Origin of the sequence: Caproicibacterium amylolyticum (assembly GCF_014467055.1) — a bacterium.
GTDB classification, from domain to species: domain Bacteria; phylum Bacillota; class Clostridia; order Oscillospirales; family Acutalibacteraceae; genus Caproicibacterium; species Caproicibacterium amylolyticum.
In genome coordinates this window covers 1,390,866-1,413,509 of record NZ_CP060696.1, presented here as the reverse complement: position 1 = coordinate 1,413,509, position 22,644 = coordinate 1,390,866, and the positions used below count along the sequence as shown (strand labels likewise).

The following is a 22,644-nucleotide window of genomic DNA, read 5'->3' as shown; positions in this document are numbered from 1 at the left end:
TGATGTAATGCTTATTAAGCATTACACGAAGTCTTTTGAAACAGCATGTTTTAAACTTCCTGCAGGCGATTATACGGTTCGAGTATTTCAACGTGCTGGACTTAACCCCGGTGGAATAACCAAATGGCTGCATATTGGTCCTGGAAAATGCTGCAATATGTGCTTTCTCTTTTCTCAAATGCTGTACACACCAATAACGGTGCCAATCCGTTTTAAAGTGTTTGATTCCAACTATCCAGGGCTAATAAATATGAATGGAGAGATTAATGTATGGCGGCATCCGATTATACCATAAACTTCCAGAACGGCAGTTCAACCCAGCCAGTTACGCTCCCGGTTGGCACCTATTCTTTTGTTTCGACCACAATTTCTGGTTACGCTGATGGTGGCATTGCTCAATTTACGGTTGAGCCGACTTCTACTTCCATTGCTCTTAGCATCTCAGCCAGTGGTACACTAGAAGTTACAGTGAAAGATGATCTGGGTAACTCTATCACATCTGGTGCTATGCAGCTAAGTAACCAGTCTGGCGGTTCCCTCTATGGTGTCGAAAAAGCGATTACTAATGGCGTTGCAACTTTTGGAAATGTACCATATACTGCTGCTGGTATTGGTTTTTACGTTGCACAGAACGGTTCAGACGCCAACCATAATGCTATCACAACACCGCAGACTGTTTCCATGGCACAAAAGTCACAGACTGAAGCTGTACTCAACGAAAGAAAGACTACTTCTCTTAACTTTACAATGGCTGACGCAAACTACGCCGGAATTACACCTGTCACCGGTGCTTTGGTCGTCAACGGTTAACTAACGGCCAACAAAAATCCACGCTGAATATTTTGGTCCCTTCTTCACGAAAGCAATAAAGGTGAAAAATTTCTGCCATAAAATAATCTAGGCTTAAACGGCTTTACTTTGTGCACTGCAAAGCAAGGCCGTCTTTTTTATTTACAATTCTTTGATTGCAGCCTTTGTAAATACTTGCAAATCCATTTGATAGTACCAAGTAGATGGTATGCCGGAAACAATGGTACTGAAAACGCACTGTTTGGATACTGTGGTTTTGAGAAAAATTAAGTGCATGAAAGAATACTGTTTTGGTAGAAAAAAAAATTCGTGGAAATTACAATTTATATAACAAATAAGTAAAAAAACGGTTAAACCACTATCACTTATCGCCGATTTACTATCACTTATCGATTTCCTATTGCAATTTTTAATGGAACAGTATATAACGAAAGTACAGTACGAAACAAAAAATACGTAATATTCCATAAACAGGAACAAGTTATTTAAGCAGTATGTGAACTGGCAGCACTTTTACTGCAGGAAAGTGCTGACGATCTTACATAAATAAAGATTAACTGAACTGAAAAAAAAAGAGATGTACAAAAATTATGGTTAAAGAATTTCGCAGGCGGGTCGTTGCTCTTGCAGCAGCAGCCCTCATGATCACAGCAACTGCTGCACCAGCGTTTGCGGCAGTCAATGTTGATGGTGGTTCCTGGGACTATGGAACCTCTATCGCAGGTTGGGGTCAGAAAAAGGTATGGTCCAATTATTATCACGATACTAGGGTACACAAGTCAAGTTGTTACTTAGGAACCCTTAAAGCTGAAAGCGGCTAGACTGTACCAAAGCAGACCTCTTTTTCCAGTGTTCAAGGTGATTGGGGATCTACGGGGCAAAGCTATTATGACGTAAAATAAAATATAAAGATTCAATTGAAAGGCAGTAATTCTGCATTTTGTAGAGTTGCTGCCTTTCCTTTTAGATAAATGATTTTTGATGTAAAATTTTATGAAAGCGGGATGAGATATGAAAAAAATCGTTTCGGTTATGATAGTCATCGCGGTTGTATTTCAGGCGTACATTGGCTTTTTGCTGGAATCTAACCGAGAAATGGAAACAATTCAAACCAATGTACAGAAATATTGTCAGCAATTTTCGATACCGGATGATGCCCAGATTTCAGACCCGGATGAATTGTTTTCTGTATTACTGAAAACCGCAAAAGAAACACATACCAACCTTTTTAGAAATTACACGATGGGCAATCGTGATGAAAAAGGAAAGCTTGAATTTGAGGTAATTAAGTACTGCCTGATTACCGTGGACAGTCCATACAGCAAGACTTTTACAATAAAACGCGGCAGGCAGTTTACACCGGTTGAAACTCAAAATCAAACCGTAAAGCAGTTCATATCCACGCAAAGTACCGGAAATGCAGAGCAGATTGGTTTGCTGCGCAATTACATGTGGGAAACCAGTTTACGACTGGAACCGTTCTATCAGATGACATCAGAGCTAAAAGGAAGCGGACGGTATTACGTTGAGTTGCCGGATGGAGTTACAAAAGAAGCATTTTTAGCGAGTTTGCAGAAGAACATACAGCAAAAATTTCAAGTGAAAATTCCTGCTGAAAAACTGCAGGGCGATTCAAAAGAAATAGCCATGATGACCGCTGACGAAGTTCCGTTTGAGTGTGTCTATGGAATGCTCATGTTGATGGTGATCATTTCTCTTCTGTACAGTTTATTGCGGGAATCCAAGCACATAGCAGTTTTAAAGCTGCATGGTGTAACCACAGGCCGTATTCTATGGCTGCTTTTGCGAAGGGTTCTTCTTGTATTTGCGGTGACAGTTCTTGTTGTGATGTTTGCTGTTGGCTTCTATACCGGAGATTTTATTTACGCTTGGCGTGTTATGCGTGGAACGTTGGCTGCATACCTTGTCTCTGCACTTCTAGTGATTGGCATTGGCATACTTACAATCCATCTATGCCATATTTACCAGAATTTGAACGGTAAATCAAGTTCCAAGAGTATTCTATATTTGAATTTTGCAGTAAAGGCGTTAAGTGTTTTGCTGATTTTGGCAACAGGGCAGACACTGTATAATGATGTAAGTGCATATCAAAAAAATATAAATTTGTATAAAGTATGGAGCGATGCTGGATCATACGGTGTATTCTATCCGTTCACACTGGGCAGCTCTGTAACTTCTAAAGAAAATCTTATGGTTAACAAAAAAATTGCCAAAGAAATTTATCCGGTTCTGAACGGACAAGGTGCTTTGTACATTGATGCGGCAAATTTTCAGCCGGAATACTTAAGCAGTCCAACTCCGTATATGTTTCCATCGGTTCAGGTAAACCCCAATTACCTTAAAAAATATCCCTTGTTGGACAGCGGTGGACAGCCTGTAACAGTTTCGGAAGATGAAACGAATTGGGTTGTACTGGCACCGATTCACTATAAAAATCAAGAAGCAGCACTGCGGAAAGACTTGCTTGAAAGTCGGCAGGGAATGAATACATTGGATCATGAAACATTTGGGATGCCTTCCAGTACAGTGAAAGGAATGAAACTGAAAATAATCTGGATTGCTGACGGACAGAAAGTATATTCCTATAACCCAAAGGTTGCCCCGGAAACAGCCGCAGTCCTTTCAAATGTATTAGTACAGGTAATGACAGAGCAAAACAGCTGCATTGGTGATCGGGATGGTGTACGCGGCAACGGAGATGCCGACCCTTTAAAGGTGAAACTGACTGGTACCGCACAGAAAACTTACGAAGCACTGACACCGCTGCTAAAAAAGAAAGGTGTTTATGAAAATCTTCAGCACCTGATTGCAACAGACCAATATATGACGGAGCAAGCGGCTATTGTACAAAGGCAGATGAATTTCGATGCGGTCATCGCACTCCTTTTGCTGCTGGTGCTGTGGCTTACTGTGACACAAAATATGGTGATTCTTTTTGACCAAAACAAGAAAGATCTAGTTGTGAAAAAGCTGTTTGGCTGGACTGCAGTCGGGCGGTTTCGCAAATACATACTTCCGGGTTTGGGAATATCCGCGTTTATGCTGTGTGGTTACGGTGTGTTTTCACTGGTTTCAAAAACAATGCAATGGGGATATCTTTTGAGCGTTGGCATAATTTTATTAGTAGTTGAAGGTATTGTGTCTTTTCTCACCATTTTGCGAACGGAAAATCGAAAGACGGTTGACACTTTGAAAGGGGACTCATAATGGACAACATTTGCCAGATGGAACATATTACAAAACGCTTCGGAGAAAAGGTGGTGCTGGATGACTTTTCACTGTGTGTAAAAGCTGGTGAGATGCTGTGCATCGCCGGAGTCAGCGGTAGTGGAAAAAGCACGATTTTGAACATCATTGGGATGTTTGAAGGTGCAGACAGCGGGGAAATTTCTCTGTTTGGGCAATCCCAGCCAAAATTGAACAGCAAAAAAGGTCGCGCACTGCTTCAGTCTAAAGTGTTTTACTTGTTTCAAAACTACGCACTGGTGGATGACAGAGATGTTTCTTACAATTTAGATATTCCTTTAATGATGGCAAAAAAGACAAAGAAAGAAAAAGAAATTTTAAAAGAACAGGCTCTGGAGAAAGTAGGGCTTTCTGTTCCACTTTCTCAGAAAATATATCAACTATCAGGCGGTGAGCAGCAGCGAGTTTCGCTTGCCAGAGGCTTTTTGCGGCCTTTTGATCTGCTCTTAGCAGATGAGCCAACCGGTTCTTTGGATACGGATAACCGTGATGTAATTTTTCATTTACTGGAACAGTTTCATACAGACGGAAAGACAATCATTATTGTTTCGCATGATCCATATATTATTGAGCATTGTCCAAGAACAGTAAAATTGAACACTGAAAAATCTGCGAAAAATGAGCAGAATTAAATATCCAGAGTGTTGTGCTAAAGTGTATCACCCCAGTAGTTGGATTTTTGCTGTGGCCTTCTGATTTTGGACAAATTTTTAATATATTTTGTGGTAACGGCAAGCACAAAAACATAGCTCAGATATGACAACGGCCTCCATTTTACAGGAGGCCGTTTTTTCATTATTCTATTATCGCCGCTCCCAGTACTTGCGGTCAAGGCTACGGTACTGTACCGATTCGGCGGCGTGTTCTGCTTCAATATCTTTAGAACCTGCAAGGTCAGCTATCGTGCGTGCCACCTTCAGCACGCGGTCATAGGCTCTGGCCGACAGACCGAGCTTTTCAAACGCGGCTTTGAGCAGCTCTTTACCGGTGGGGGAAAGGCGGCAGGCATCATTCAAAATATCCGGTGTAATGCGTGCGTTGCAAGTAATGTTCGTGCCTTGAAAACGCTCGTTCTGCACCGCCCGCGCCGCGTTTACGCGCTTCCGTATCTCTGCGCTTGGTTCGGCCTTCTGTTCGCCTGACAGCGATTCAAAGTCAACAGGCGGCACTTCTATGTGGAGGTCAAGCCGGTCGAGCAGGGGACCGCTCACGCGGTTGAGGTAGCGATTCACTTGGTCTGGCTTGCAGGTACACTTGCGTGTAGGATGCCCGAAATAGCCGCATGGGCAGGGGTTCATTGCAGCCACCAGCATAACGGAGCAGGGGTATGTAACCGTGCCGCTGACACGTGAAATTGTCACCACACCGTCCTCAATCGGCTGCCGCAAAACTTCCATCGTGCTTCTGGCGAACTCAGGAAGTTCGTCTAAAAACAGCACACCGTTATGAGCAAGAGACAATTCACCGGGTCGGGGAATAGAACCGCCGCCGGAAAGGCCAGAGGGAGAAATTGTGTGATGTGGTGCACGAAATGGGCGAACACTAATCAGGGAAGTGTCGTTGGGAAGTGCACCTGCAATAGAATGAATTTTCGTCGTTTCCATTCGCTCGTTAAGTGTCATTTCCGGCAAGATTGACGGCAGGCGCTTTGCCAGCATACTTTTTCCGGAACCGGGTGGGCCAATCAACAGTACATTGTGACCGCCAGCCGCTGCTATCTCCAAGCCGCGTTTTGACTGAACTTGACCTCTTACATCCGCAAAATCCAGTGTGTGGTCAAACTGATTTTGTGTGGGAGGAACCGGTTTTGCGGCATCAATGTGCTTTTCATTGTTTAAAAAAGCAATCAATTCACAAACATTTTTGATAGGGTAAACCTGCACATTTTCTACTGCAGCAGCTTCTGCAGCATTTTCTGCAGGAACAAAAATGCGCGTGAAACCATTTTCCTGCGCTCCAATGGTCATTGGAAGCACGCCCCGTATAGGACGAAGGTCGCCATTCAGCGACAATTCACCTACAAAAATACTGCGTCCCGGATCAGCTGTAAGCTGACCGGTGGCTTTTAAAATTGTAATAAAAAGCGGTAAATCATAAATCGGGCCCTCTTTACGCTTATCAGCAGGAGCCAGATTAATCGTTACCTTTCCTTCCGGAAAAGCATAGCCGCAGTTTTTCATAGCAGATCGAACACGGTCTTTTGACTCTTTAACCGCCGCATCCGGCAGCCCTACCATATCAAATGACGGAAGTGCTCTGGAAATATCTGATTCTACCAAGACCGGAAAGGCTTCCATTCCATAGAGCCCCATACTATAAATTTGTGTTACCATGAAGTTCCTCCTGCACGGACTTTTTCAGCTATATCTACCGCAATATTCCAATTCACAAAAATCATTATACAACTTTCTTCTACCGGATGGTATACTATTTGCAATTTAAATAAATTTCACAAAAAACAATTCTAAACCATGCTATTGACTTCCAAAAGCGGATGCTGTAAAATAAGCTATAAGTTAAAGACTGGGTCGTCTGAGGTGTTTTGTGTGGACAAACAGTACAATATTTCACTTACTGCCTGCACAGACAGTCAACTTGCCGTATATATTCAAAAAGGAGATGCCGATGCCTTTGTTGAATTGACGGCACGTTATTTAGACTTGATTCGTGCGAAGTCAGCACCTTTTCACTGCACATTTCTTGACCGTGATGATTTTTGTCAGGAAGGGCTGTGGGGGCTTTATCACGCAGCGTGTACGTATCAGCAGGGGAAAGGCTCCAGTTTCTCGACATATGCGGGGGTCTGCATCCAAAACCATGTTATTACGGCATATCGTAAAGCGATAACTGAGCGGCGGCAGCCACCAAACGGTTTCGTCCCACTCAGTGATGGAGAGACTTTTTCTGCCCCCGACACAGAAGATCCAGAGACTATACTTTTGTCAAAAGAACGGATGGAAAATATTCAGTTCTCTGTGGAGCATATTTTAACAAAAATGGAGCAACAAGTACTGGTGCTGTATTTAAACGGATGCAGTTATGCTGAAATTGCTCAAAAAATGAGGATTACTCAAAAAGCAGCTGACAATGCTTTGCAGCGTGTCCGACAAAAACTACGGAAACAGTCATAAACTGTTTTTATATGCCCTGTAGGCTTAATGCAGAGTATCATTTTGCAGGAAAACAGCGGTTCAATTCCGCAAAAGGGCAAAGAAATATTCTTTATTTATTCTAAGCGAGGTAAATTAAATGTACCAGGATAAGACTCTTGTTTGCAAAGAATGCGGCGCTGAATTTGTTTTCACCGCTGGGGAGCAGGAATTCTACGCAGCTAAAGGCTTTGTAAATGAGCCGCAGCGCTGCAAAGCCTGCCGTGACAAACGTAAAAACGGCGGCCATCAGGAACGTGAAATGTTCACCGCTGTGTGTGCTGGCTGCGGTAAAGAAGCAAAGGTTCCCTTTAAGCCGCGCGATGATCGCCCTGTTTACTGCAGCGAATGCTTTGCAAAAATGCGGGAAGAATAATTTAGTTCCAGTTTGCGTTCATTTGCCCCGGGAACTTTCCCGGGGCATTTTTTGAAGGAGGTACAAGAAAATGGTAGTAACAAAAGATACTGTAATCGGTGAAATTCTGGATGCAGACAACTCCACTGCTCCTTTCTTTATGCAGATGGGTATGCATTGTCTGGGCTGCCCTGCTTCCCGCGGGGAGTCTTTAGCAGATGCCTGTGCGGTTCACGGCGTTGACGTTGAAGAAATGATTGAAGTTTTGAATCAGCATCTGGCAAAACAGCAATAAACCGACCAACAGTCGCCCGGTAACGCTTCGTTTGCCGGGCGACTTTTCATTTAGGAGCATATTTTCATGTTAGAACATTCTCTAAATTTGGGCAGCAGACTGCGCCTTTGTGCTTCTTTCGTGCGTCCTCAAATTCAGCTGTGCGACGTTGGTACTGACCATGCGTATCTGCCTATCTGGTTAATGCAGCAGCATAAAATCACTTCTGCACTGGCCTGCGATATACGAAAAGGTCCACTGGACTGTGCAAAAGCAAATATTGCGCAATATCATTTGGAGCAGTACATCGCTACACGCATGTCAGATGGACTGACTGCTGTTCATGCAAACGAAGCGGATGATATTACCGTGGCCGGCATGGGCGGAGACTTAATTGCACGTATTGTTGCAGAAGCAAATTGGCTGCGGAATCCGCAAAAACGGCTGATTCTGCAACCAATGACTAAGCCATCTCATCTGCGTCGTGCCATGGCAGACAACGGATTTGCACTTTTGCGTGAAGAGGCCGTTTACGACGAACATCGGGTTTACACAGCAATGCTGTATCAATACGACCCGCAGCACGCTGCTTTACAACCTGAAAAAGCTTACACTGGGGCACTCAGCGGTAAAACGGATGCTGAAAAGGAATATCTTTCACGACAAAGCGTATATTTGCAAAACCGACTGAATGGTTTTCTGCATACTGGAAAGGCAAAAGAAGCAGAAGCATTGCATAATGCTCTTCAAATAATACAAGGGCTTATAAACAGTCCGAAATCAGGTGAACAGAATGACAACCGGTGAATTATATGATTTTATAGACGCTTTCGCTCCATTCGGCAGCGCGATGGATTTTGATAATCCAGGACTTTTGGTAGGCGAACGAAGCACATCTGTACAAACGGTTCTTTTTTCACTTGATATAACCCCGGAAGTAATTACTGAAGGAAAAAATATCGGTGCTCAGCTGATTATAAGCCACCATCCTGTAATATTCAATGCATTAAAGCAGTTAAAAACGAATACTGCACCTTATCTTTTAGCGAAGTACGGTATTGACGCTATCTGTGCACACACCAATCTGGATATGGCACCTGGCGGTGTCAACACTGTACTGGCGCAACGGCTGCAGCTTAAAAATGTCCGTACACTTTCTGAATATGCTCCCAATTTGCCAGAAGCTTTGATGGGAGAACTTCAAGAACCACTGACGCCGCTGCCATTTGCACAGCAGGTAAAACAGCAGCTACACTGTGATGGGCTGCGGTACACTGATGGCAAGCGCCTCGTAAAAACTGTTGGTCTGTGCAGCGGCGGCGGAACAGATTTGCTTTATGCTGCCGCCGCTGCTGGGTGTGAAGGATTTGTAACAGGGGAAAGCAAGCACAATCTGCTGCTGGACGCTGAGCAGCTGCAGCTTACCCTGATAGATGCGGGGCATTTTGAAACCGAAGATATTGTAATGGAACCGCTGATGCAAAAAGTCAAAGAAGCATTTCCGAAGCTGTACTGTATTAAAAGCAAAGTAATGCACAGCCCCGCACATTACATTTAATAACTTCCGAAAATAAAGGAGGGAAAGCAATGGCACTGGATGGCGCTTTCCTAAGACACATAAAAAAAGAACTTGAAACTGCACTGCTTGGAACAAAAGTGGACAAAATTTATCAGCCCAATCACGATGAATTATTTTTATTCATGCGCAGCAAAGAGGGCACGCAGAAATTGCTGCTTTCCGCAAGGGCCAATAGCGCTCGCATTCACCTCGTCAGCACCACACCAGAAAACCCAAAGTATCCACCTATGCTGTGCATGCTTCTGCGCAAGCGGCTGGCTGGTGCGCGACTGGTTCAAATCCGACAGCCCGGACTGGAGCGTGTTCTGCTTCTGGACTTTGACGGTACAAATGAGTTGGGGGATACCGTGCGGCTGACCCTTGCTATGGAAATTATGGGTCGCTACAGCAATGTCATCTTTATTGATGGAAATGGAAAAATCATTGATGCGCTCAAGCGAGTAGATGCCGAAATGAGCTCCGAACGTCTGGTACTGCCGGGACTCACTTACCATCTGCCTCCACCGCAGGAAAAGCTGTGTCTGCTGGATGCTGAACCAGAGCAGATTCTAGACCGTATCCAGTCTTTGCCGGCGGAAATGGAACTGCAAAAGGCACTGCTGCGCACACTACAGGGGGTTTCACCAGTTGTTTGCCGTGAAATTCAGTTTCAGACAGGCAGGGGACAAGATGTAACGATTCATACCATGCCTGATGAACAAAAGGCACGCTGCACCTGTGCTTTGCAGGCACTGCAAAACACAGTACTGAAAATTTCCGGGCAGCCGGTTATGGCAGTTGGCTCGGTAAAGCCGCTTGATTTTTCATTTTTATCGATTCTGCAGTATGGTTCTGCGGCAAAGGATGTGACAAAGGCCTCATTTTCCGAACTTCTGGACGCATTTTACGGTGACCGCGATCGAATTGACCGAATGCGTGTAAAAAGTCAGGATTTGCTGCGAATTCTGACAACAGCTTCTGATCGCTTGAGTCGAAAAATCAACAATCAGCATGCCGAACTGCAGCATTGTGAAAAACGTGATGAAATGCGTATTTGCGGTGACCTCTTGAATGCAAACCTTTATCGGGTGCAAAAGGGCAGCAGCAGTATTCAGTTGGAAAACTTCTATGAACCAAATTTACCACTGTTGACAATCAAGCTTGATCCCGCGCTGTCACCTAGCCAGAATGCGCAAAAGTATTATAAAATCTACCGCAAAGCCCGCACGGCGCAGGAAGTGCTGACCGTACAAATCGCCGGTGCCGAACAAGAGCTGGCATATCTGGATTCTGTGTTTGAGGAACTCTCCCGTGCGGAAATGGAACGTGATTTAAATGAAATTCGTTCTGAACTTGCAGAGCAAGGATACATTCGCCGTCAAAAAGGGAAGCGACAGAAAGAGCAGATAACACAACCGCTTCATTTTCAGACCAGTGATGGGTTTTCTGTACTGGTTGGCCGCAACAATCGCCAGAATGACCAACTGACACTGAAACAAGCTCATAAAAATGATGTATGGTTTCACACCCAGAAAATACCTGGATCCCATGTCATTCTGGCAACAGATGGCAAAGAACCAACTGAAACAGCATTGGCAGAGGCCGCAGGACTGGCTGCTTACCATAGTCGCGGAAAGGATTCCGCACAAGTGCCAGTTGATTACACGCTTGTGCGCTATGTCAGCAAACCACAGGGTGCAAAACCCGGCATGGTTATCTATGTAAACCAAAAAACACTTTATGTTACACCTGACGAAGAATTCGTAAAGTCCTGTGAGATTCATTCGAAATAAAACAGTGCTATAAATTTGATGTGCAGAAAGAATTTTTTGCTTATGAAAAAACTTTGTCTGATTACTGACCACTATCCATATACCAAAGGTGAACTGCCTTTTGTCCTGCCAGAGTTAGCCGTTACACATCAATATTTTGATGTGCAGATTTTTTCAAAGGACATGCAGGAGCAGCAAGAATACACGCCTCCGTATGATATTCCCGCAAAACATTTTAACCTGACTGGGGGAAAAGCCTTTAAGGCCACACAGTATTTATACTACAAAACAAAAAAGATGTACCGGCAGGAAATTGAAGAAAAACATCCCGACCATCCTGCAAACCAAGTTGAAGCGGAAGTGCGAAATTTTCTGTTTAACGCAGAGATGCTCCGCCGATGGCTTAAAAGAGAAGGATGCTTTCAAGATATAACCAATACAGTTTACTATACCTTTTGGTACAGCACCGGCACTATGGCATTGGTGTTGGAAAAGCAAAAGCATCCAGAAATGAAAATTGCCACACGCGCACATGGTTATGACCTCTACAATGAGCGCCAACCTTGCGGACAGCTGTTTAAGTCTTTCATGGATCCTTACATCGATTTTATCGGTTTTATCTCCCGCACGGGCCGGGATTATTACCTGCAGCATTTTGCGGTAAAAGAAAATCAGGATGCTTACCGTGTCTGTTACCTTGGAGTTCCAGACAATGGGCTGAATCCTGGCGCCACCGACGGCGCCCCAATGGAACTATTTTCCTGTTCCAATGTAATCCCGTTAAAACGAGTGGAACTTTTGGTGCAGGCAATCAGTCTTTTGAATTTTCCAGTACATTGGTACCATGCCGGTAACGGAGAATCTTTTGAAAAAGTAACGGCACTCTGCCATGAACTCTTGGATAGCAAACCAAATGTCAAATGGGAAATGCCAGGTGCTATTCCAAATACAGAAGTTGTAAAATACTATCAGCAGCAGCATGTTGACCTGTTCTTAACTTCCTCCGAAACAGAAGGTTTGCCGGTATCCATTATGGAAGCATATTCTTATGGTGTTCCCGTTGCTGCGACAGCAGTTGGGGGCATTCCGGAAATGGTCAATCTAGGGACCGGATATTTACTGCCTGAGAATCCAACGCCGCAGGAAATTGCTGATGTCATACGGAAGCATCAAAACGCTTCCGCAACCACACGCGCCAGTTTGAACTTAAATGCACGGCAGTTATGGTTTAACTCTTTTCATGATAAGAAGAACCACGAAAAATTTGCGAAGGCACTTTTAAGCCTATAAATGCACAACCAGTGAAAGGGGAATTTGGTATGGCCGAAGAAAACTCGCCGGAACGCAAAGCGGAACTGGATGAAGCGAATCAGCTGAAAGACGAAGTTATGCAGGGTCTGCAGGTAGGGGAGCCCGCAGAGCGTTTGCTGCTGAAAGCGATTCATGCACTTGCATTAATGGATAATGACACGGTTTCTTTTGAGGAAGCCAAGCGGACCTTGATTGCAATTTACGGTGATACACTGGAGCAAACAATTCCATTGGAAATTGAACTTGAAGAATTTTCAAAGAGGCTTGAAAAAATCAACGCCTTCTACACAAAAGCAAAAGCCGAGGAAAGTGAAGAACCAGATACTTTGGACAGAGCTTTAAACTCTATTCGCGCTCATGAGCGCAGAATCGCCTACTTAAAAGACAGACTCAGCAAAACAAAAAAGAAAAACTAAAAAATGCCTTTCAGGTCTGCAGAACCTGAAAGGCATTTTTCTATTTACTTTAAAATTACTTTAATGCATTCTGTACTGCTTCAAGGGTAGCACCGAAATCCGCTTCTGTTACCAGCATTGAAATATCAACATCCGATGTAGTAACAATACGTATATCGGTATTTACAGTAGAGACCGCTGAAAAAACCTTCGCGGCAACACCAGGAGTGTTGACCATGTTTTCATCATAAACATTGATTTTGCAGTTACCGCTGCTGATAATTGTTTTAATAGAAGATGTTTCCTGCAAAGCAGATGTAAACCTTAAAATTTTTCCCAAATCCTCATCACTGATGGTGAAAGAAACTGCTGTACAGGACCCATGATTCGGGGAAAGTGAAATCATATCTACATTGATTCCTAAATCTGCAATTTTTACAAATATCTTAGCAAGAAAAGTTGCATCAGCAGGGCAATTCTGCAAAGTTACCAGAGTAATTTCACTGTTGGTATTAACCACCATTTCTTTTCGCTCCTTATTTCAGTAAATCAGACATATCGTAAAGTCCGGCTGGCTCGCCGGCCAGAAAAACCGCTGCATTTACCGCACCAGCAGCAAAAACTTCTTTTGACTGCGCTGAATGAGAAATTGTAATTGTTTCATGGTGCCCTGCAAACAGTACTTCATGTTCTCCTACAATAGTACCCCCACGGATAGAATGAATGCCAATTTCAGAAGATTCACGTTTTTTTCGCTGAGAATGCCGGTCATATACATAATGTGTTTCACTGGAGCGCGTTTCTGAAATAGCGTCTGCAATCATCAATGCTGTTCCACTGGGTGCATCAATCTTCTGATTGTGATGCTGCTCAATTACTTCTACATCAAATGCAGAACCGAGTACCTGTGAAGCTTTTTTGCAAAGTTCAATCAATAGATTGATACCCAATGACATGTTGCGGGAATAAAATACCGGAATCTCCCGACTGGCCTCTTTTAATGCTGCTATCTGTTTGTCATCGTATCCGGTCGTGCAGAGGACTATCGGCAATTTTTTCTGTTTTACAAAAGAAAGGAGTGGTTGCAAAACAGACGGGTTTGAAAAATCGATGACGACATTGGCGGGCACAGTCACTTCGGATGGAGAGGAGAAGACTGGAAAATCGCAAGCGCAGGGCCGCAAATCAATGCCTGCTGCTGTTTTGGCATCATTGCGTGCTGCAATTTCCTGTGCAACCACATGACCCATTTTCCCACTGCATCCGCTGATAATGACATTCACCATTGCTTTTAAACATCCCATTTCTTCTGAAAATTACTGAATCAATCCATAGGTTTTGAGTACCGCAGCAAGTTTTTGCTTAGCAGCACTGTCCATTTCAACTAGTGGCAGACGGCAAATACCGCAGTCAATTCCCATCAAACGTAATGCTTCTTTAACTGGAATGGGATTTACATCCATAAAGAGCGCATCCATTAGCGGCAAAAATTTTGCTTCCAGCTCTGCCGCTTTTTTCGTATCACCATGCAAAAAAGACACACACAAATCATGCATTTCCCGAGGCATGCAGTTTGCAAAAACAGAAATTACGCCCTTTCCGCCCAAAGAGAGCATTGGCAGGGTCTGATCATCATTGCCGGAATAAATGTTAAATTCATCGGCACACAGAGCAATCGTACGAGCTACAGATGAAATATCACCATTTGCTTCTTTCACACCGTTGATGTTTGGATGCTCGGCCAGACGTTTGTAAGTTTCCGGTTTCACATTAACGCCTGTTCGGGAGGGGACATTGTAAATTATGATTGGCTTCTGAACACGGTCAGCAAGATAAGTATAATGCGCCACCAATCCATTTTGAGATGTTTTGTTATAATAAGGCGTTACCACCAACAAAGCATCAGCGCCCACCGCTTCAGCCGTTTTACACAATTCCAACGCATGCGCAGTTGAATTACTGCCAGCACCGGCAATAACAGGAATACGCCCGGCAATCCGTTTGACACCGAATTGGAGAATTTTTTCATACTCGTCTGTGGACAACACCGGAGATTCGCCACTGGTTGCACACAGAACCACCGCATCTGTACCCTTAGCAAGGTGCATATCCAACAGTTGCCCAAGCATTTCATAGTTTACAGACCCATCTGCGGAAAAGGGAGTAACCAGCGCAACCGCAGAACCGGTAAAAATGGGATTCTTCATCAGAAGAGATGCCTCCAAAAAAGTTTTAATCTAAATAGCCCTTTGCTGCAAGCAGCTCTGCCATCAACACCGCGCCGCCGGCCGCACCGCGCAGCGTGTTATGAGACAAGCACACAAATTTAATCGTATACTGTGTATCCGGGCGCAAACGTCCAATGGAAACTGCCATGCCATTTTCAAGGTTGCGGTCAAGTTTTGTCTGAGGGCGGTCCTCTTCACGGAAATAGTGAAGGAACTGTTTCGGCGCGCTTGGCAGATTCAGTACCTGCGGCTCACCCTTGTAGGTTTCCCAGCGCTCAATAATTTCTTCCATTGTTGCAGGTTTTTCAAAGGACACAAAAACAGCTGCGGTGTGACCATCGGAAACCGGGACACGCAGGCACTGGGAAGTGATTGCCGGTTCCACTGCGTTGATAATTTTTCCGTCTTCCACGTGGCCCCAAATTTTCATAGGCTCATTTTCGCTTTTACCTTCTTCACCGCCGATGAAAGGAATCACATTGTCCAGAATCTGCGGGAAAGTCTCAAAAGTCTTGCCGGCACCGGAGATTGCCTGATAAGTGCAGGCCAACGCCTTGGTGACATGCAGATCCAGCAGCGGATTGATAGCCGGAACATAGCTTTGCAGAGAACAGTTGGACTTTACAGCAATGAATCCGCGCTTGGTTCCCAGACGCTTGCGCTGTGCTGGAATCACCGCCGCATGGTCTGCATTGATTTCGGGAATAATCATAGGAACATCCGGTGTACCACGGTTTGCGCTGTTATTGGACATAACCGGGCACTCATGCTTTGCATAGGTTTCTTCCAGTGCTTTGATTTCATCTTTGTTCATGTTTACCGCACAAAAAACGAAATCCACCAGAGAAGTGATTTTTTCCACATCTTCTTCTGCATTGAAAACAACCATTTTTTTCATTGCTTCCGGCATAGGCGTTTTCATCAGCCAGTGATTGCCCACAGCTTCTTCATATGTTTTGCCGGCCGACCGCGCACTTGCCGCAAGTGCTGTTACATGAAACCAGGGGTGGTTTTCCAGCAAAGTAGTAAACCGCTGACCGACCATACCTGTTGCTCCGATAATGCCAACATTGAACTGCTTCATTTTGCAAAGACCTCCTCGAAATTATAAAAAGATAAAAATCAATCAACAAATGAAAAAGACCGGTTGCAAACCGGTCGTCATTTTCCTATAATAGAGTGGTTCGGCAAAATATATGAAAATACTGCCGATAGCGCTCCATCATATTTCTATGACGACAGTTGAACTGATTTTCACAGACACAACCAGAAAGCAGCCTGCCATGCTGTTCCTTCGGCGAATTTCCCTTTCACAAACCCTCATCAGCTTTGGCAGCCTCATGTCCGTTACTTCTTAAATCCGCGCCTCTATCTGTTGTTTATCATACCAGACTTGCTATTGGATGTCAATTTATTTATAATAAAGACAGCGTATTTTCATATTTAAATTCTACAAAGAAAACGCTGGAATCAGGAGACAACAAAACATGGAACTAGACTTAAAAAACTTAAAAACCAAAGATTTCTATTATGACCTGCCACAGGAACTAATTGCGCAGACTCCCATAGAACCGCGCGATTCTTCCCGTCTGTTAACCCTAAATAAAGAAACCGGTGAAATTGCACACAGCCATTTCCATGATATTACGGATTGGCTGCATCCAGGGGACTGTCTGGTCCTCAACGATTCCAGAGTTCTGCCCGCACGTATTTACGGTATCAAAGAGGACACTGGCGCGCGTGTGGAGTTTCTGCTGCTGACAAACCAGGGGAGCGACACATGGGAGGTTCTCTGCAAACCCGGCAAAAAAGCAAAAGTCGGAACACACTTTACCTTTGGTGACGGGCTGCTTACTGCAGAGGTCACCGCTGTGCAGGATGACGGCAATCGAATCGTAAGATTTGCTTATGACGGCAACTTTTTTGCAATACTCGACCAAATTGGTCAAATGCCGCTGCCGCCTTATATTAAGAAAAAGCTTGAAAATCAGGAACGCTATCAAACAGTATATTCTAAAGAGGTCGGTTCTGCCGCAGCGCCGACCGCAGGCCTGCACTTTACCAAAGAACTGCTGCAGAAGGTAAAAGATATGGGCGTAAAGGTTGAGTTTGTTACACTTCATGTTGGACTGGGTACTTTCAGGCCGGTATCAGCTGACCGCGTAGTTGACCACAAAATGCACTCGGAACATTATCTGCTGCCGCAGGAAACCGCTGATGTCATTAATGAAACCAGGGAAAGCGGTGGTCGGGTGATTGCAGTCGGTACTACCAGCTGCCGCACACTGGAAAGCGTTGCCGCAAAAGAGGACTGTATAAAGGAAAGCGAAGGCTGGACTGACATTTTCATTTATCCCGGCTTTCAATTTAAAGTTTTGGATGGGCTGATTACAAATTTCCACCTGCCGGAAAGTACGTTGATTATGCTGGTAAGTGCGCTTGCCGGCTATGATCATATTATGAACGCTTACCGGGTGGCGGTGCAGGAAAAATACCGGTTTTTCTCTTTTGGAGATGCAATGTTTATTTACTGAAAATCTCTGCGCAATTTTAACAACAAAGGATAATAAAACACTATGTATACATTATTAAAGAAGGAGGGGGCCGCACGGCGGGGAACCTATTCCACACCGCACGGCACCATCCAAATGCCGGCATTTATGAACGTTGCCACCGCCGGTGCCATCAAAGGTGCTGTTTCCGCTCTGGATTTAAAAGAAGTCCATTGTCAGGTGCAGCTCTGCAACACCTACCATCTGCACCTGCGTCCGGGCGACCAGCAGGTGCGAAAGCTGGGTGGGCTTCACCAGTTCACACAGTGGCAGGGACCAATTCTGACTGACAGCGGCGGTTTTCAGGTTTTTTCTCTTGCAAAATTGCGCAATATTAAAGAGGAAGGTGTGACCTTTGCCTCTCACATCGACGGGCACAAAATTTTTATGGGGCCGGAAGAAAGCATGCAAATCCAATCCCACTTAGGCAGCACGATTGCCATGGCGTTTGATGAATGTATGCAGAACCCAGCCGAATATGACTATGCAAAACATTCCGTTGCACGCACCACACGCTGGCTGTACCGCTGCAAAACGGAAATGAACCGTTTAAATGCACTGCCAAACACCATCAATCCGCAGCAGCTGCTCTGGGGAATCAATCAGGGCAGCGTTTATGACGACCTGCGCATTGAGCATATGAAGCAGATCGCTGAACTAGACCTGCCGGGTTATGCCATCGGCGGGCTGGCTGTGGGGGAAAGTGCCGATGTCATGTATCACATTCTGGAAGTACTGAATCCTTATCTGCCAAAAGACAAGCCTAGGTATCTCATGGGAGTCGGCACGCCTGCCAATATTTTGGAGGGTGTGCGCCGCGGCGTAGATATTTTTGACTGTGTAATGCCGACCCGCAATGCACGCCACGGGCACGCATTTACCACGGAAGGCATCCGTAACCTGATGAATGCCAAATATGAGCTGGATGAACATCCACTGGAGGATGGCTGCCAGTGCCCAGCGTGCCAGCACTTTACACGCGCTTACATTCACCATCTGCTGAAAGCCGGGGAAATGCTCGGTATGCGGCTAATGGTGCTGCACAATCTGTACTTTTATAACACGCTGCTTGAAAAAATTCGTACTGCTCTGGACAACGGCTGCTTTGAACAGTTTTACCGCGAAAATATTGAAGCGGTCAGCACCCGTATTTAACCAGCGATTACTACGCCCCGAACGCAGTAATCCGCTGAGCGCAGCTATCTCAATTTTGACATCAAAATTTCTGTCAGGAGAATTTTGCAAAGTTTTAGATTTTTTCTTGCAAGCAAAGCAATATATTGTTATAATGTATTCATCACTTTGGAGGTGCATTTCATATTATGATTAATCCTGTAACCCTGTCGGCCACTGCATCCGGCACAGCTGCCGCATCCGGCACTACCAGTATGGCCGGTATGCTGATTACGTTTGTGCCGATTATCCTGCTTTTTGTTCTTATGTGGCTCATTATGATTCGTCCCCAGAATAAAAAGCGCAAAGAAGAAGACAATATGCGCAAAAACGCCCAGATTGGTGATGACATCACCACCATTGGCGGTATCTGTGGCCGTATCGTTGGCATTAAAGAAGACAATGATACACTGGTAATCGAAACCGGTACTGACCGCGCAAAAATGCGCATTAAACGCTGGGCTGTTGGCAGTGTGGACACAATTCATGACAATCCGATTGAAGAAGGCCCAAAGAAAAAGAGATTTTTCGGCAAAAAGAAAGACGATGCTGATACCAACGGAAAGTCCAAAAAGGGCAAAGAGGAGGACGTGCTTTAATTATTTCAGTCCCTTTCTTCTCTGTTAAAGAATATTTACAATGCCTTCCTCATACTATTTGCTGTACAAGATAGTGTGAGGGAGGCATTTTCATGAAAAGTGTCAGGATGATTACTATGAAACCAGGTATGGTGCTGCTGCGTTCCATCTTAATTGGTACTGTTGGCGGAGCAGCAATTTGCACAGTACTGCTGCTGCTTGCCGCTGCAGTCATTCAATCCAGTGGAAAGCTGCCGCAGGATCTGCTGCAGCCGCTGGTCCTTGTTATTTGCGGCATCAGTGCGTTTTTCTCAGGATTTCTTTCAGCAAAAGTCAGTCGGAAACGTGGGCTGCTGCTTGGTGCCGGGTGCGGGCTGCTGCTGTTTTTGCTTTGTTTGATTGGCGGAGTGGTCAATTCGCATGATGTTGCCAGTGTTTCTTCTCTTACACGTTTGCTGGTAATGGTCTTTGCCGGTGCACTGGGCGGATACCTTGCAGTCTATCAAAGTCAAAAAATCAGATAGGGTATCTTTATTTTATTGTATATCTGTGCTATAATAAGGTAAATTCAAATGAAAGGTCGGTAAATCCCATGAAACAGATTAAAACTTTGAACCAAGCAAACTTGAAGGAAAGCTGCGTTAAGGGCGGCTGCGGCGAATGCCAGGCTTCCTGCCAGTCTGCCTGCAAGGTTTCCTGCACTGTTGCAAACCAGAAGTGCGAAAATAAAAACCGCTAAGAAGCAAAGATACACAAACTTGCTGTGTCTTGTTAAAACCGCACAAGCACGAATGGGGCAGGCTTTTGTCTGTCCCTTAATTTTTGTAAAGATGGAGCTTATAAGAACATGATACATAAGTACATACTAAACGGATACCGAATCGTATTGGACACAAATTCCGGCGCTGTCCATTTATTTGACGCGGCACCATATGACCTTTTGGACTATTTAGATGATTCTATACCAGTACAAATGCCTTCAGCTGCAAAAGAAGCACTGCTTAAAAAATACGATGCGGCTACTTTGGAAGACGCTTATCAGGAACTTCTTCAGCTGCAGGAAATGGGACAGCTTTTTTCCTCTGATGACTACGAACAGTTTGCCGGCATGATGAAAGACGCGCCTGTCAAATCGATGTGCCTGAACATTTCACATGACTGCAATCTTCGCTGCGCCTATTGCTTTGCCGCACAAGGTGACTTCGGCAAAGGACGTATGCTGATGCCTTTTAAGGTTGCAAAAGCTGCAATCGATTTTTTGATCAAAGAATCTGCCAACCGTCACAATCTGGAAGTTGACTTCTTTGGCGGCGAACCGCTGATGAATTTCGAGGTTGTGAAGCAGACGGTTGCCTATGCACGCAGTTTGGAAAAAGAGCACAACAAAAACTTCCGTTTTACCATCACCACGAACGGTTTGCTGCTTGACGATGACAAAATAGATTTCATTAATCGTGAAATGTCCAACTGTGTTCTTTCTCTGGACGGGCGCAAAGAAGTAAATGATCGGCTGCGTGTCTGCCCGGACGGAAAGACCGGCTCATATGATATGATTGTTCCAAAATATCAAAAACTGGTTGCGGGCAGAGGGGACAAGGAATATTATGTCCGCGGCACTTTTACGAAGCATAACCTTGACTTCACAAATGATGTGCTGGAAATGGAACGACTTGGTTTCGAGCAGCTTTCTATTGAGCCGGTCGTTTCCGATCCGGAGCTGGACTATTCCATTAAAGAAGAAGACCTACCGGCAGTATTTAAAGAGTACGAGCATCTCGCAAACATCATGATTGAAAAAAAGAAAGCGGGAAAGTGCTTTAACTTCTTCCACTTCATGATTGACCTGAACCAGGGGCCGTGTGCCATCAAGCGCCTGCGCGGCTGCAGCTGCGGCAACGAATACGTCGCCATTACGCCACTGGGTGAAATCTTCCCGTGCCACCAGTTTGTCGGCAATGACGAATGGATCATGGGTAATGTGCTGAACGGTACCTATGACCGCGAAATGAAGAACCACTTTGCTGCAGCAAGTGTCTACACCAAACCCGAATGTAAAAATTGCTGGGCAAAATTCTACTGCAGCGGTGGCTGCAATGCCAACAACAATAAATATGAAGGGGATATTTTGAAGCCCCATAAAATTGCCTGTCAGCTTGAACAGAAACGTTTGGAATGCGCCATTATGATTCAGGCGGCATTAGCCGAATAAGCAAAATCCTCAGGTTTTATCCCGTTTTTTAACGCCTGCATACTGAAAATGTATGCAGGCGTTATTTTTATGCATTTTTGAATGTGAAATGAATAAATATGAATATGCATTGGTTTACATAATTCTATATTAGGTTACATAATATGTTATACATAATTTCGTGCAGTATGCATAAACTTTCAAAAAAGTGTGCAAAGCAGTTGAAACACGCGCAAAAATAGTATATAGTAAATAAAGGCAAAGGCATTCACCTGGTTTTTACATGACAATTCGCTTGGCTGCCTGAAAAAAAATTTCAAAGCACATATCTGAGAGCTTGTTTTCATAAGATTACCTTGAACGGAGTTTATGAAAAGAAGGGCAGTTTGTTTATGAAAATTATCATGCAGCGTTTGTCAGAGTCTTTGCCGGACAAGACTGAATTGAAAAATGCTATGTCGCAAAACCGCATCCAGATTGTCTTTGCAGTTATCCTGCTGATTGGTGTTGCCTGCGGAGCACTCCTTTCACGCAGTGCGGGGCTGGATACATTAAAAAGGCTCGACTTCCTTTTTAACAGTAATTTCACTGTGCGGAGCGGGACACCCGCTTTCTCCGTATTTATTGCTTCCGCAGCATCATCTTTTGTTTTTGTGCTTGTTTGTTTTTTGTGCGGGCTTTCTATTTGGGGAGCTTTTTTCGCACCGCTGGTTCCACTTATCCGTGGAATTGGTCTTGGGATGACTGCTGGATATTTATATTCCGCCTATGGTTTCCATGGTGGATTGTTTTATGCTGTTGTCCTTTTGCCCGGTGCCTACTGCAGCTGTTTGGCAATTATTTTGGCTGCAAAAGAGGCATTGCTTTTTTCCCGCAGACTTTCCAGTGCAGGGCTGTCTGAAAGGGGAGAAGCCCCTAAATTCGTTAATTACCTTTCGCAATTTGTCCGTGTGTTAGCACTCACCTTTCTGGGTGCTGGGGTGGATGTATTATTTTCATGGGCTTTTGCGGGGTTTATTATATCTTTGCTTTAA

The 22,644-nt window shown here is 44.5% G+C and carries 24 protein-coding genes and 1 riboswitch; of the genes, 19 read left to right on the top strand and 5 right to left on the bottom strand.

What is annotated here, in order from left to right:
* The first annotated feature begins 270 nt into the window (after positions 1-270).
* The 4 genes from H6X83_RS06820 to H6X83_RS06805 all read left to right on the top strand — a co-directional run bounded on the left by H6X83_RS06820 (position 271) and on the right by H6X83_RS06805 (position 4,709).
* The gene (locus H6X83_RS06820; RefSeq protein ID WP_212508368.1) at positions 271-810 is read left to right on the top strand and encodes a hypothetical protein; all 540 of its coding nucleotides are present in this window, start codon (positions 271-273) and stop codon (positions 808-810) included.
* A gap of 590 nt (positions 811-1,400) precedes the next feature.
* Positions 1,401-1,631 (top strand): lactococcin 972 family bacteriocin, encoded by a 231-nt coding sequence (locus tag H6X83_RS14780; protein ID WP_212508367.1) that lies wholly within the window; start codon positions 1,401-1,403, stop codon positions 1,629-1,631.
* Positions 1,632-1,821: 190 nt separating this feature from the next.
* A complete protein-coding gene (locus H6X83_RS06810; protein ID WP_212508366.1) occupies positions 1,822-4,038 on the top strand; it encodes a DUF1430 domain-containing protein in 2,217 nt (738 codons plus the stop codon).
* Entirely contained in the window at positions 4,038-4,709 is a 672-nt protein-coding gene (locus H6X83_RS06805; RefSeq protein WP_212508365.1) for a putative bacteriocin export ABC transporter, read from the top strand. Before H6X83_RS06810 ends, H6X83_RS06805 begins: the two co-directional genes overlap by 1 nt.
* Positions 4,710-4,880: 171 nt before the next feature.
* On the opposite strand, the gene H6X83_RS06800 is transcribed toward H6X83_RS06805, so the two are convergent.
* Positions 4,881-6,410, bottom strand: coding sequence for a YifB family Mg chelatase-like AAA ATPase (locus H6X83_RS06800; RefSeq protein ID WP_212508364.1), 1,530 nt, complete (start codon positions 6,408-6,410; stop codon positions 4,881-4,883).
* 213 nt (positions 6,411-6,623) lie between these two features.
* Between H6X83_RS06800 and H6X83_RS06795 the strand changes: the two genes are divergently transcribed.
* The 8 genes from H6X83_RS06795 to H6X83_RS06760 all read left to right on the top strand — a co-directional run bounded on the left by H6X83_RS06795 (position 6,624) and on the right by H6X83_RS06760 (position 12,912).
* Positions 6,624-7,208 (top strand): sigma-70 family RNA polymerase sigma factor, encoded by a 585-nt coding sequence (locus tag H6X83_RS06795; protein WP_212508363.1) that lies wholly within the window; start codon positions 6,624-6,626, stop codon positions 7,206-7,208.
* Positions 7,209-7,326: 118 nt separating this feature from the next.
* Positions 7,327-7,602, top strand: a complete 276-nt coding sequence (locus H6X83_RS06790) for a zinc-ribbon domain containing protein (RefSeq protein WP_212508362.1) — start codon at positions 7,327-7,329, stop codon at positions 7,600-7,602.
* Positions 7,603-7,672: 70 nt separating this feature from the next.
* Complete coding sequence (locus H6X83_RS06785) at positions 7,673-7,876, top strand: DUF1858 domain-containing protein (RefSeq protein WP_212508361.1); 204 nt, start codon at positions 7,673-7,675, stop codon at positions 7,874-7,876.
* Positions 7,877-7,942: 66 nt separating this feature from the next.
* Entirely contained in the window at positions 7,943-8,662 is a 720-nt protein-coding gene (locus H6X83_RS06780; RefSeq protein WP_212508360.1) for a class I SAM-dependent methyltransferase, read from the top strand.
* Positions 8,649-9,413, top strand: a complete 765-nt coding sequence (locus tag H6X83_RS06775; RefSeq protein ID WP_246419559.1) for a Nif3-like dinuclear metal center hexameric protein — start codon at positions 8,649-8,651, stop codon at positions 9,411-9,413. The genes H6X83_RS06780 and H6X83_RS06775 overlap by 14 nt, the downstream gene beginning before the upstream one ends.
* Before the next feature lie 29 nt (positions 9,414-9,442).
* On the top strand, positions 9,443-11,206 hold the full coding sequence (locus tag H6X83_RS06770; protein WP_212508358.1) for an Rqc2 family fibronectin-binding protein: 1,764 nt from the start codon (positions 9,443-9,445) through the stop codon (positions 11,204-11,206).
* A 42-nt stretch (positions 11,207-11,248) separates the two neighbouring features.
* Entirely contained in the window at positions 11,249-12,475 is a 1,227-nt protein-coding gene (locus H6X83_RS06765) for a glycosyltransferase (protein WP_212508357.1), read from the top strand.
* 29 nt (positions 12,476-12,504) lie between these two features.
* Positions 12,505-12,912: a hypothetical protein gene (locus H6X83_RS06760; RefSeq protein ID WP_212508356.1), complete on the top strand. Its 408-nt coding sequence runs from the start codon at positions 12,505-12,507 to the stop codon at positions 12,910-12,912.
* A 55-nt stretch (positions 12,913-12,967) separates the two neighbouring features.
* Here the strand turns inward: H6X83_RS06760 and H6X83_RS06755 are convergent, their stop codons facing one another.
* From H6X83_RS06755 to asd, 4 genes are read right to left on the bottom strand one after another with little or no spacing between them, the layout of a single operon-like run.
* Positions 12,968-13,414 carry an ACT domain-containing protein gene (locus H6X83_RS06755; RefSeq protein ID WP_212508355.1) on the bottom strand — a complete coding sequence of 149 codons (447 nt, stop codon included), beginning with the start codon at positions 13,412-13,414 and terminating at the stop codon, positions 12,968-12,970.
* Positions 13,415-13,427: 13 nt separating this feature from the next.
* Entirely contained in the window at positions 13,428-14,177 is a 750-nt protein-coding gene (dapB, locus tag H6X83_RS06750; RefSeq protein ID WP_212508354.1) for a 4-hydroxy-tetrahydrodipicolinate reductase, read from the bottom strand.
* A 30-nt stretch (positions 14,178-14,207) separates the two neighbouring features.
* On the bottom strand, positions 14,208-15,098 hold the full coding sequence (gene dapA / locus H6X83_RS06745) for a 4-hydroxy-tetrahydrodipicolinate synthase (RefSeq protein WP_212508353.1): 891 nt from the start codon (positions 15,096-15,098) through the stop codon (positions 14,208-14,210).
* Between the two features lie 25 nt (positions 15,099-15,123).
* A complete protein-coding gene (asd, locus tag H6X83_RS06740) occupies positions 15,124-16,203 on the bottom strand; it encodes an aspartate-semialdehyde dehydrogenase (RefSeq protein ID WP_212508352.1) in 1,080 nt (359 codons plus the stop codon).
* Positions 16,204-16,323: 120 nt separating this feature from the next.
* Positions 16,324-16,498, bottom strand: a riboswitch (Lysine riboswitch).
* A 108-nt stretch (positions 16,499-16,606) separates the two neighbouring features.
* On the opposite strand from asd, the gene queA reads away from it, so the two are divergent.
* The 7 genes from queA to H6X83_RS06705 all read left to right on the top strand — a co-directional run bounded on the left by queA (position 16,607) and on the right by H6X83_RS06705 (position 22,644).
* Positions 16,607-17,653, top strand: a complete 1,047-nt coding sequence (queA, locus tag H6X83_RS06735; protein WP_212508351.1) for a tRNA preQ1(34) S-adenosylmethionine ribosyltransferase-isomerase QueA — start codon at positions 16,607-16,609, stop codon at positions 17,651-17,653.
* A gap of 42 nt (positions 17,654-17,695) precedes the next feature.
* Positions 17,696-18,826: a tRNA guanosine(34) transglycosylase Tgt gene (gene tgt, locus H6X83_RS06730; RefSeq protein ID WP_212508350.1), complete on the top strand. Its 1,131-nt coding sequence runs from the start codon at positions 17,696-17,698 to the stop codon at positions 18,824-18,826.
* A 167-nt stretch (positions 18,827-18,993) separates the two neighbouring features.
* Entirely contained in the window at positions 18,994-19,443 is a 450-nt protein-coding gene (gene yajC, locus H6X83_RS06725) for a preprotein translocase subunit YajC (protein WP_212508349.1), read from the top strand.
* Between the two features lie 92 nt (positions 19,444-19,535).
* A complete protein-coding gene (locus H6X83_RS06720; protein WP_212508348.1) occupies positions 19,536-19,946 on the top strand; it encodes a TIGR04086 family membrane protein in 411 nt (136 codons plus the stop codon).
* Between the two features lie 68 nt (positions 19,947-20,014).
* Positions 20,015-20,161, top strand: coding sequence for a six-cysteine ranthipeptide SCIFF (gene scfA, locus H6X83_RS06715; RefSeq protein ID WP_086035715.1), 147 nt, complete (start codon positions 20,015-20,017; stop codon positions 20,159-20,161).
* Positions 20,162-20,269: 108 nt separating this feature from the next.
* Positions 20,270-21,631, top strand: coding sequence for a thioether cross-link-forming SCIFF peptide maturase (scfB, locus tag H6X83_RS06710; protein WP_212508347.1), 1,362 nt, complete (start codon positions 20,270-20,272; stop codon positions 21,629-21,631).
* A 371-nt stretch (positions 21,632-22,002) separates the two neighbouring features.
* The gene (locus H6X83_RS06705; protein ID WP_212508346.1) at positions 22,003-22,644 is read left to right on the top strand and encodes a stage II sporulation protein M; all 642 of its coding nucleotides are present in this window, start codon (positions 22,003-22,005) and stop codon (positions 22,642-22,644) included.

What these genes read in the sequence shown, in the direction of transcription:
- queA (WP_212508351.1), top strand. Translation starts at nt 16,607, where the DNA reads ATGGAACTAGACTTAAAAAACTTAAAAACCAAAGATTTCTATTATGAC.
- H6X83_RS06805 (WP_212508365.1), top strand. Translation starts at nt 4,038, where the DNA reads ATGGACAACATTTGCCAGATGGAACATATTACAAAACGCTTCGGAGAA.
- dapA (WP_212508353.1), bottom strand. Translation starts at nt 15,098, where the DNA reads ATGAAGAATCCCATTTTTACCGGTTCTGCGGTTGCGCTGGTTACTCCC.
- H6X83_RS06770 (WP_212508358.1), top strand. Translation starts at nt 9,443, where the DNA reads ATGGCACTGGATGGCGCTTTCCTAAGACACATAAAAAAAGAACTTGAA.
- H6X83_RS14780 (WP_212508367.1), top strand. Translation starts at nt 1,401, where the DNA reads ATGGTTAAAGAATTTCGCAGGCGGGTCGTTGCTCTTGCAGCAGCAGCC.
- tgt (WP_212508350.1), top strand. Translation starts at nt 17,696, where the DNA reads ATGTATACATTATTAAAGAAGGAGGGGGCCGCACGGCGGGGAACCTAT.
- H6X83_RS06800 (WP_212508364.1), bottom strand. Translation starts at nt 6,410, where the DNA reads ATGGTAACACAAATTTATAGTATGGGGCTCTATGGAATGGAAGCCTTT.
- H6X83_RS06760 (WP_212508356.1), top strand. Translation starts at nt 12,505, where the DNA reads ATGGCCGAAGAAAACTCGCCGGAACGCAAAGCGGAACTGGATGAAGCG.
- H6X83_RS06820 (WP_212508368.1), top strand. Translation starts at nt 271, where the DNA reads ATGGCGGCATCCGATTATACCATAAACTTCCAGAACGGCAGTTCAACC.
- dapB (WP_212508354.1), bottom strand. Translation starts at nt 14,177, where the DNA reads ATGGTGAATGTCATTATCAGCGGATGCAGTGGGAAAATGGGTCATGTG.
- H6X83_RS06765 (WP_212508357.1), top strand. Translation starts at nt 11,249, where the DNA reads ATGAAAAAACTTTGTCTGATTACTGACCACTATCCATATACCAAAGGT.
- scfB (WP_212508347.1), top strand. Translation starts at nt 20,270, where the DNA reads ATGATACATAAGTACATACTAAACGGATACCGAATCGTATTGGACACA.
- asd (WP_212508352.1), bottom strand. Translation starts at nt 16,203, where the DNA reads ATGAAGCAGTTCAATGTTGGCATTATCGGAGCAACAGGTATGGTCGGT.
- H6X83_RS06755 (WP_212508355.1), bottom strand. Translation starts at nt 13,414, where the DNA reads ATGGTGGTTAATACCAACAGTGAAATTACTCTGGTAACTTTGCAGAAT.
- H6X83_RS06785 (WP_212508361.1), top strand. Translation starts at nt 7,673, where the DNA reads ATGGTAGTAACAAAAGATACTGTAATCGGTGAAATTCTGGATGCAGAC.
- H6X83_RS06720 (WP_212508348.1), top strand. Translation starts at nt 19,536, where the DNA reads ATGAAAAGTGTCAGGATGATTACTATGAAACCAGGTATGGTGCTGCTG.
- scfA (WP_086035715.1), top strand. Translation starts at nt 20,015, where the DNA reads ATGAAACAGATTAAAACTTTGAACCAAGCAAACTTGAAGGAAAGCTGC.
- yajC (WP_212508349.1), top strand. Translation starts at nt 18,994, where the DNA reads ATGATTAATCCTGTAACCCTGTCGGCCACTGCATCCGGCACAGCTGCC.
- H6X83_RS06810 (WP_212508366.1), top strand. Translation starts at nt 1,822, where the DNA reads ATGAAAAAAATCGTTTCGGTTATGATAGTCATCGCGGTTGTATTTCAG.
- H6X83_RS06790 (WP_212508362.1), top strand. Translation starts at nt 7,327, where the DNA reads ATGTACCAGGATAAGACTCTTGTTTGCAAAGAATGCGGCGCTGAATTT.
- H6X83_RS06780 (WP_212508360.1), top strand. Translation starts at nt 7,943, where the DNA reads ATGTTAGAACATTCTCTAAATTTGGGCAGCAGACTGCGCCTTTGTGCT.
- H6X83_RS06775 (WP_246419559.1), top strand. Translation starts at nt 8,649, where the DNA reads ATGACAACCGGTGAATTATATGATTTTATAGACGCTTTCGCTCCATTC.
- H6X83_RS06705 (WP_212508346.1), top strand. Translation starts at nt 22,003, where the DNA reads ATGAAAATTATCATGCAGCGTTTGTCAGAGTCTTTGCCGGACAAGACT.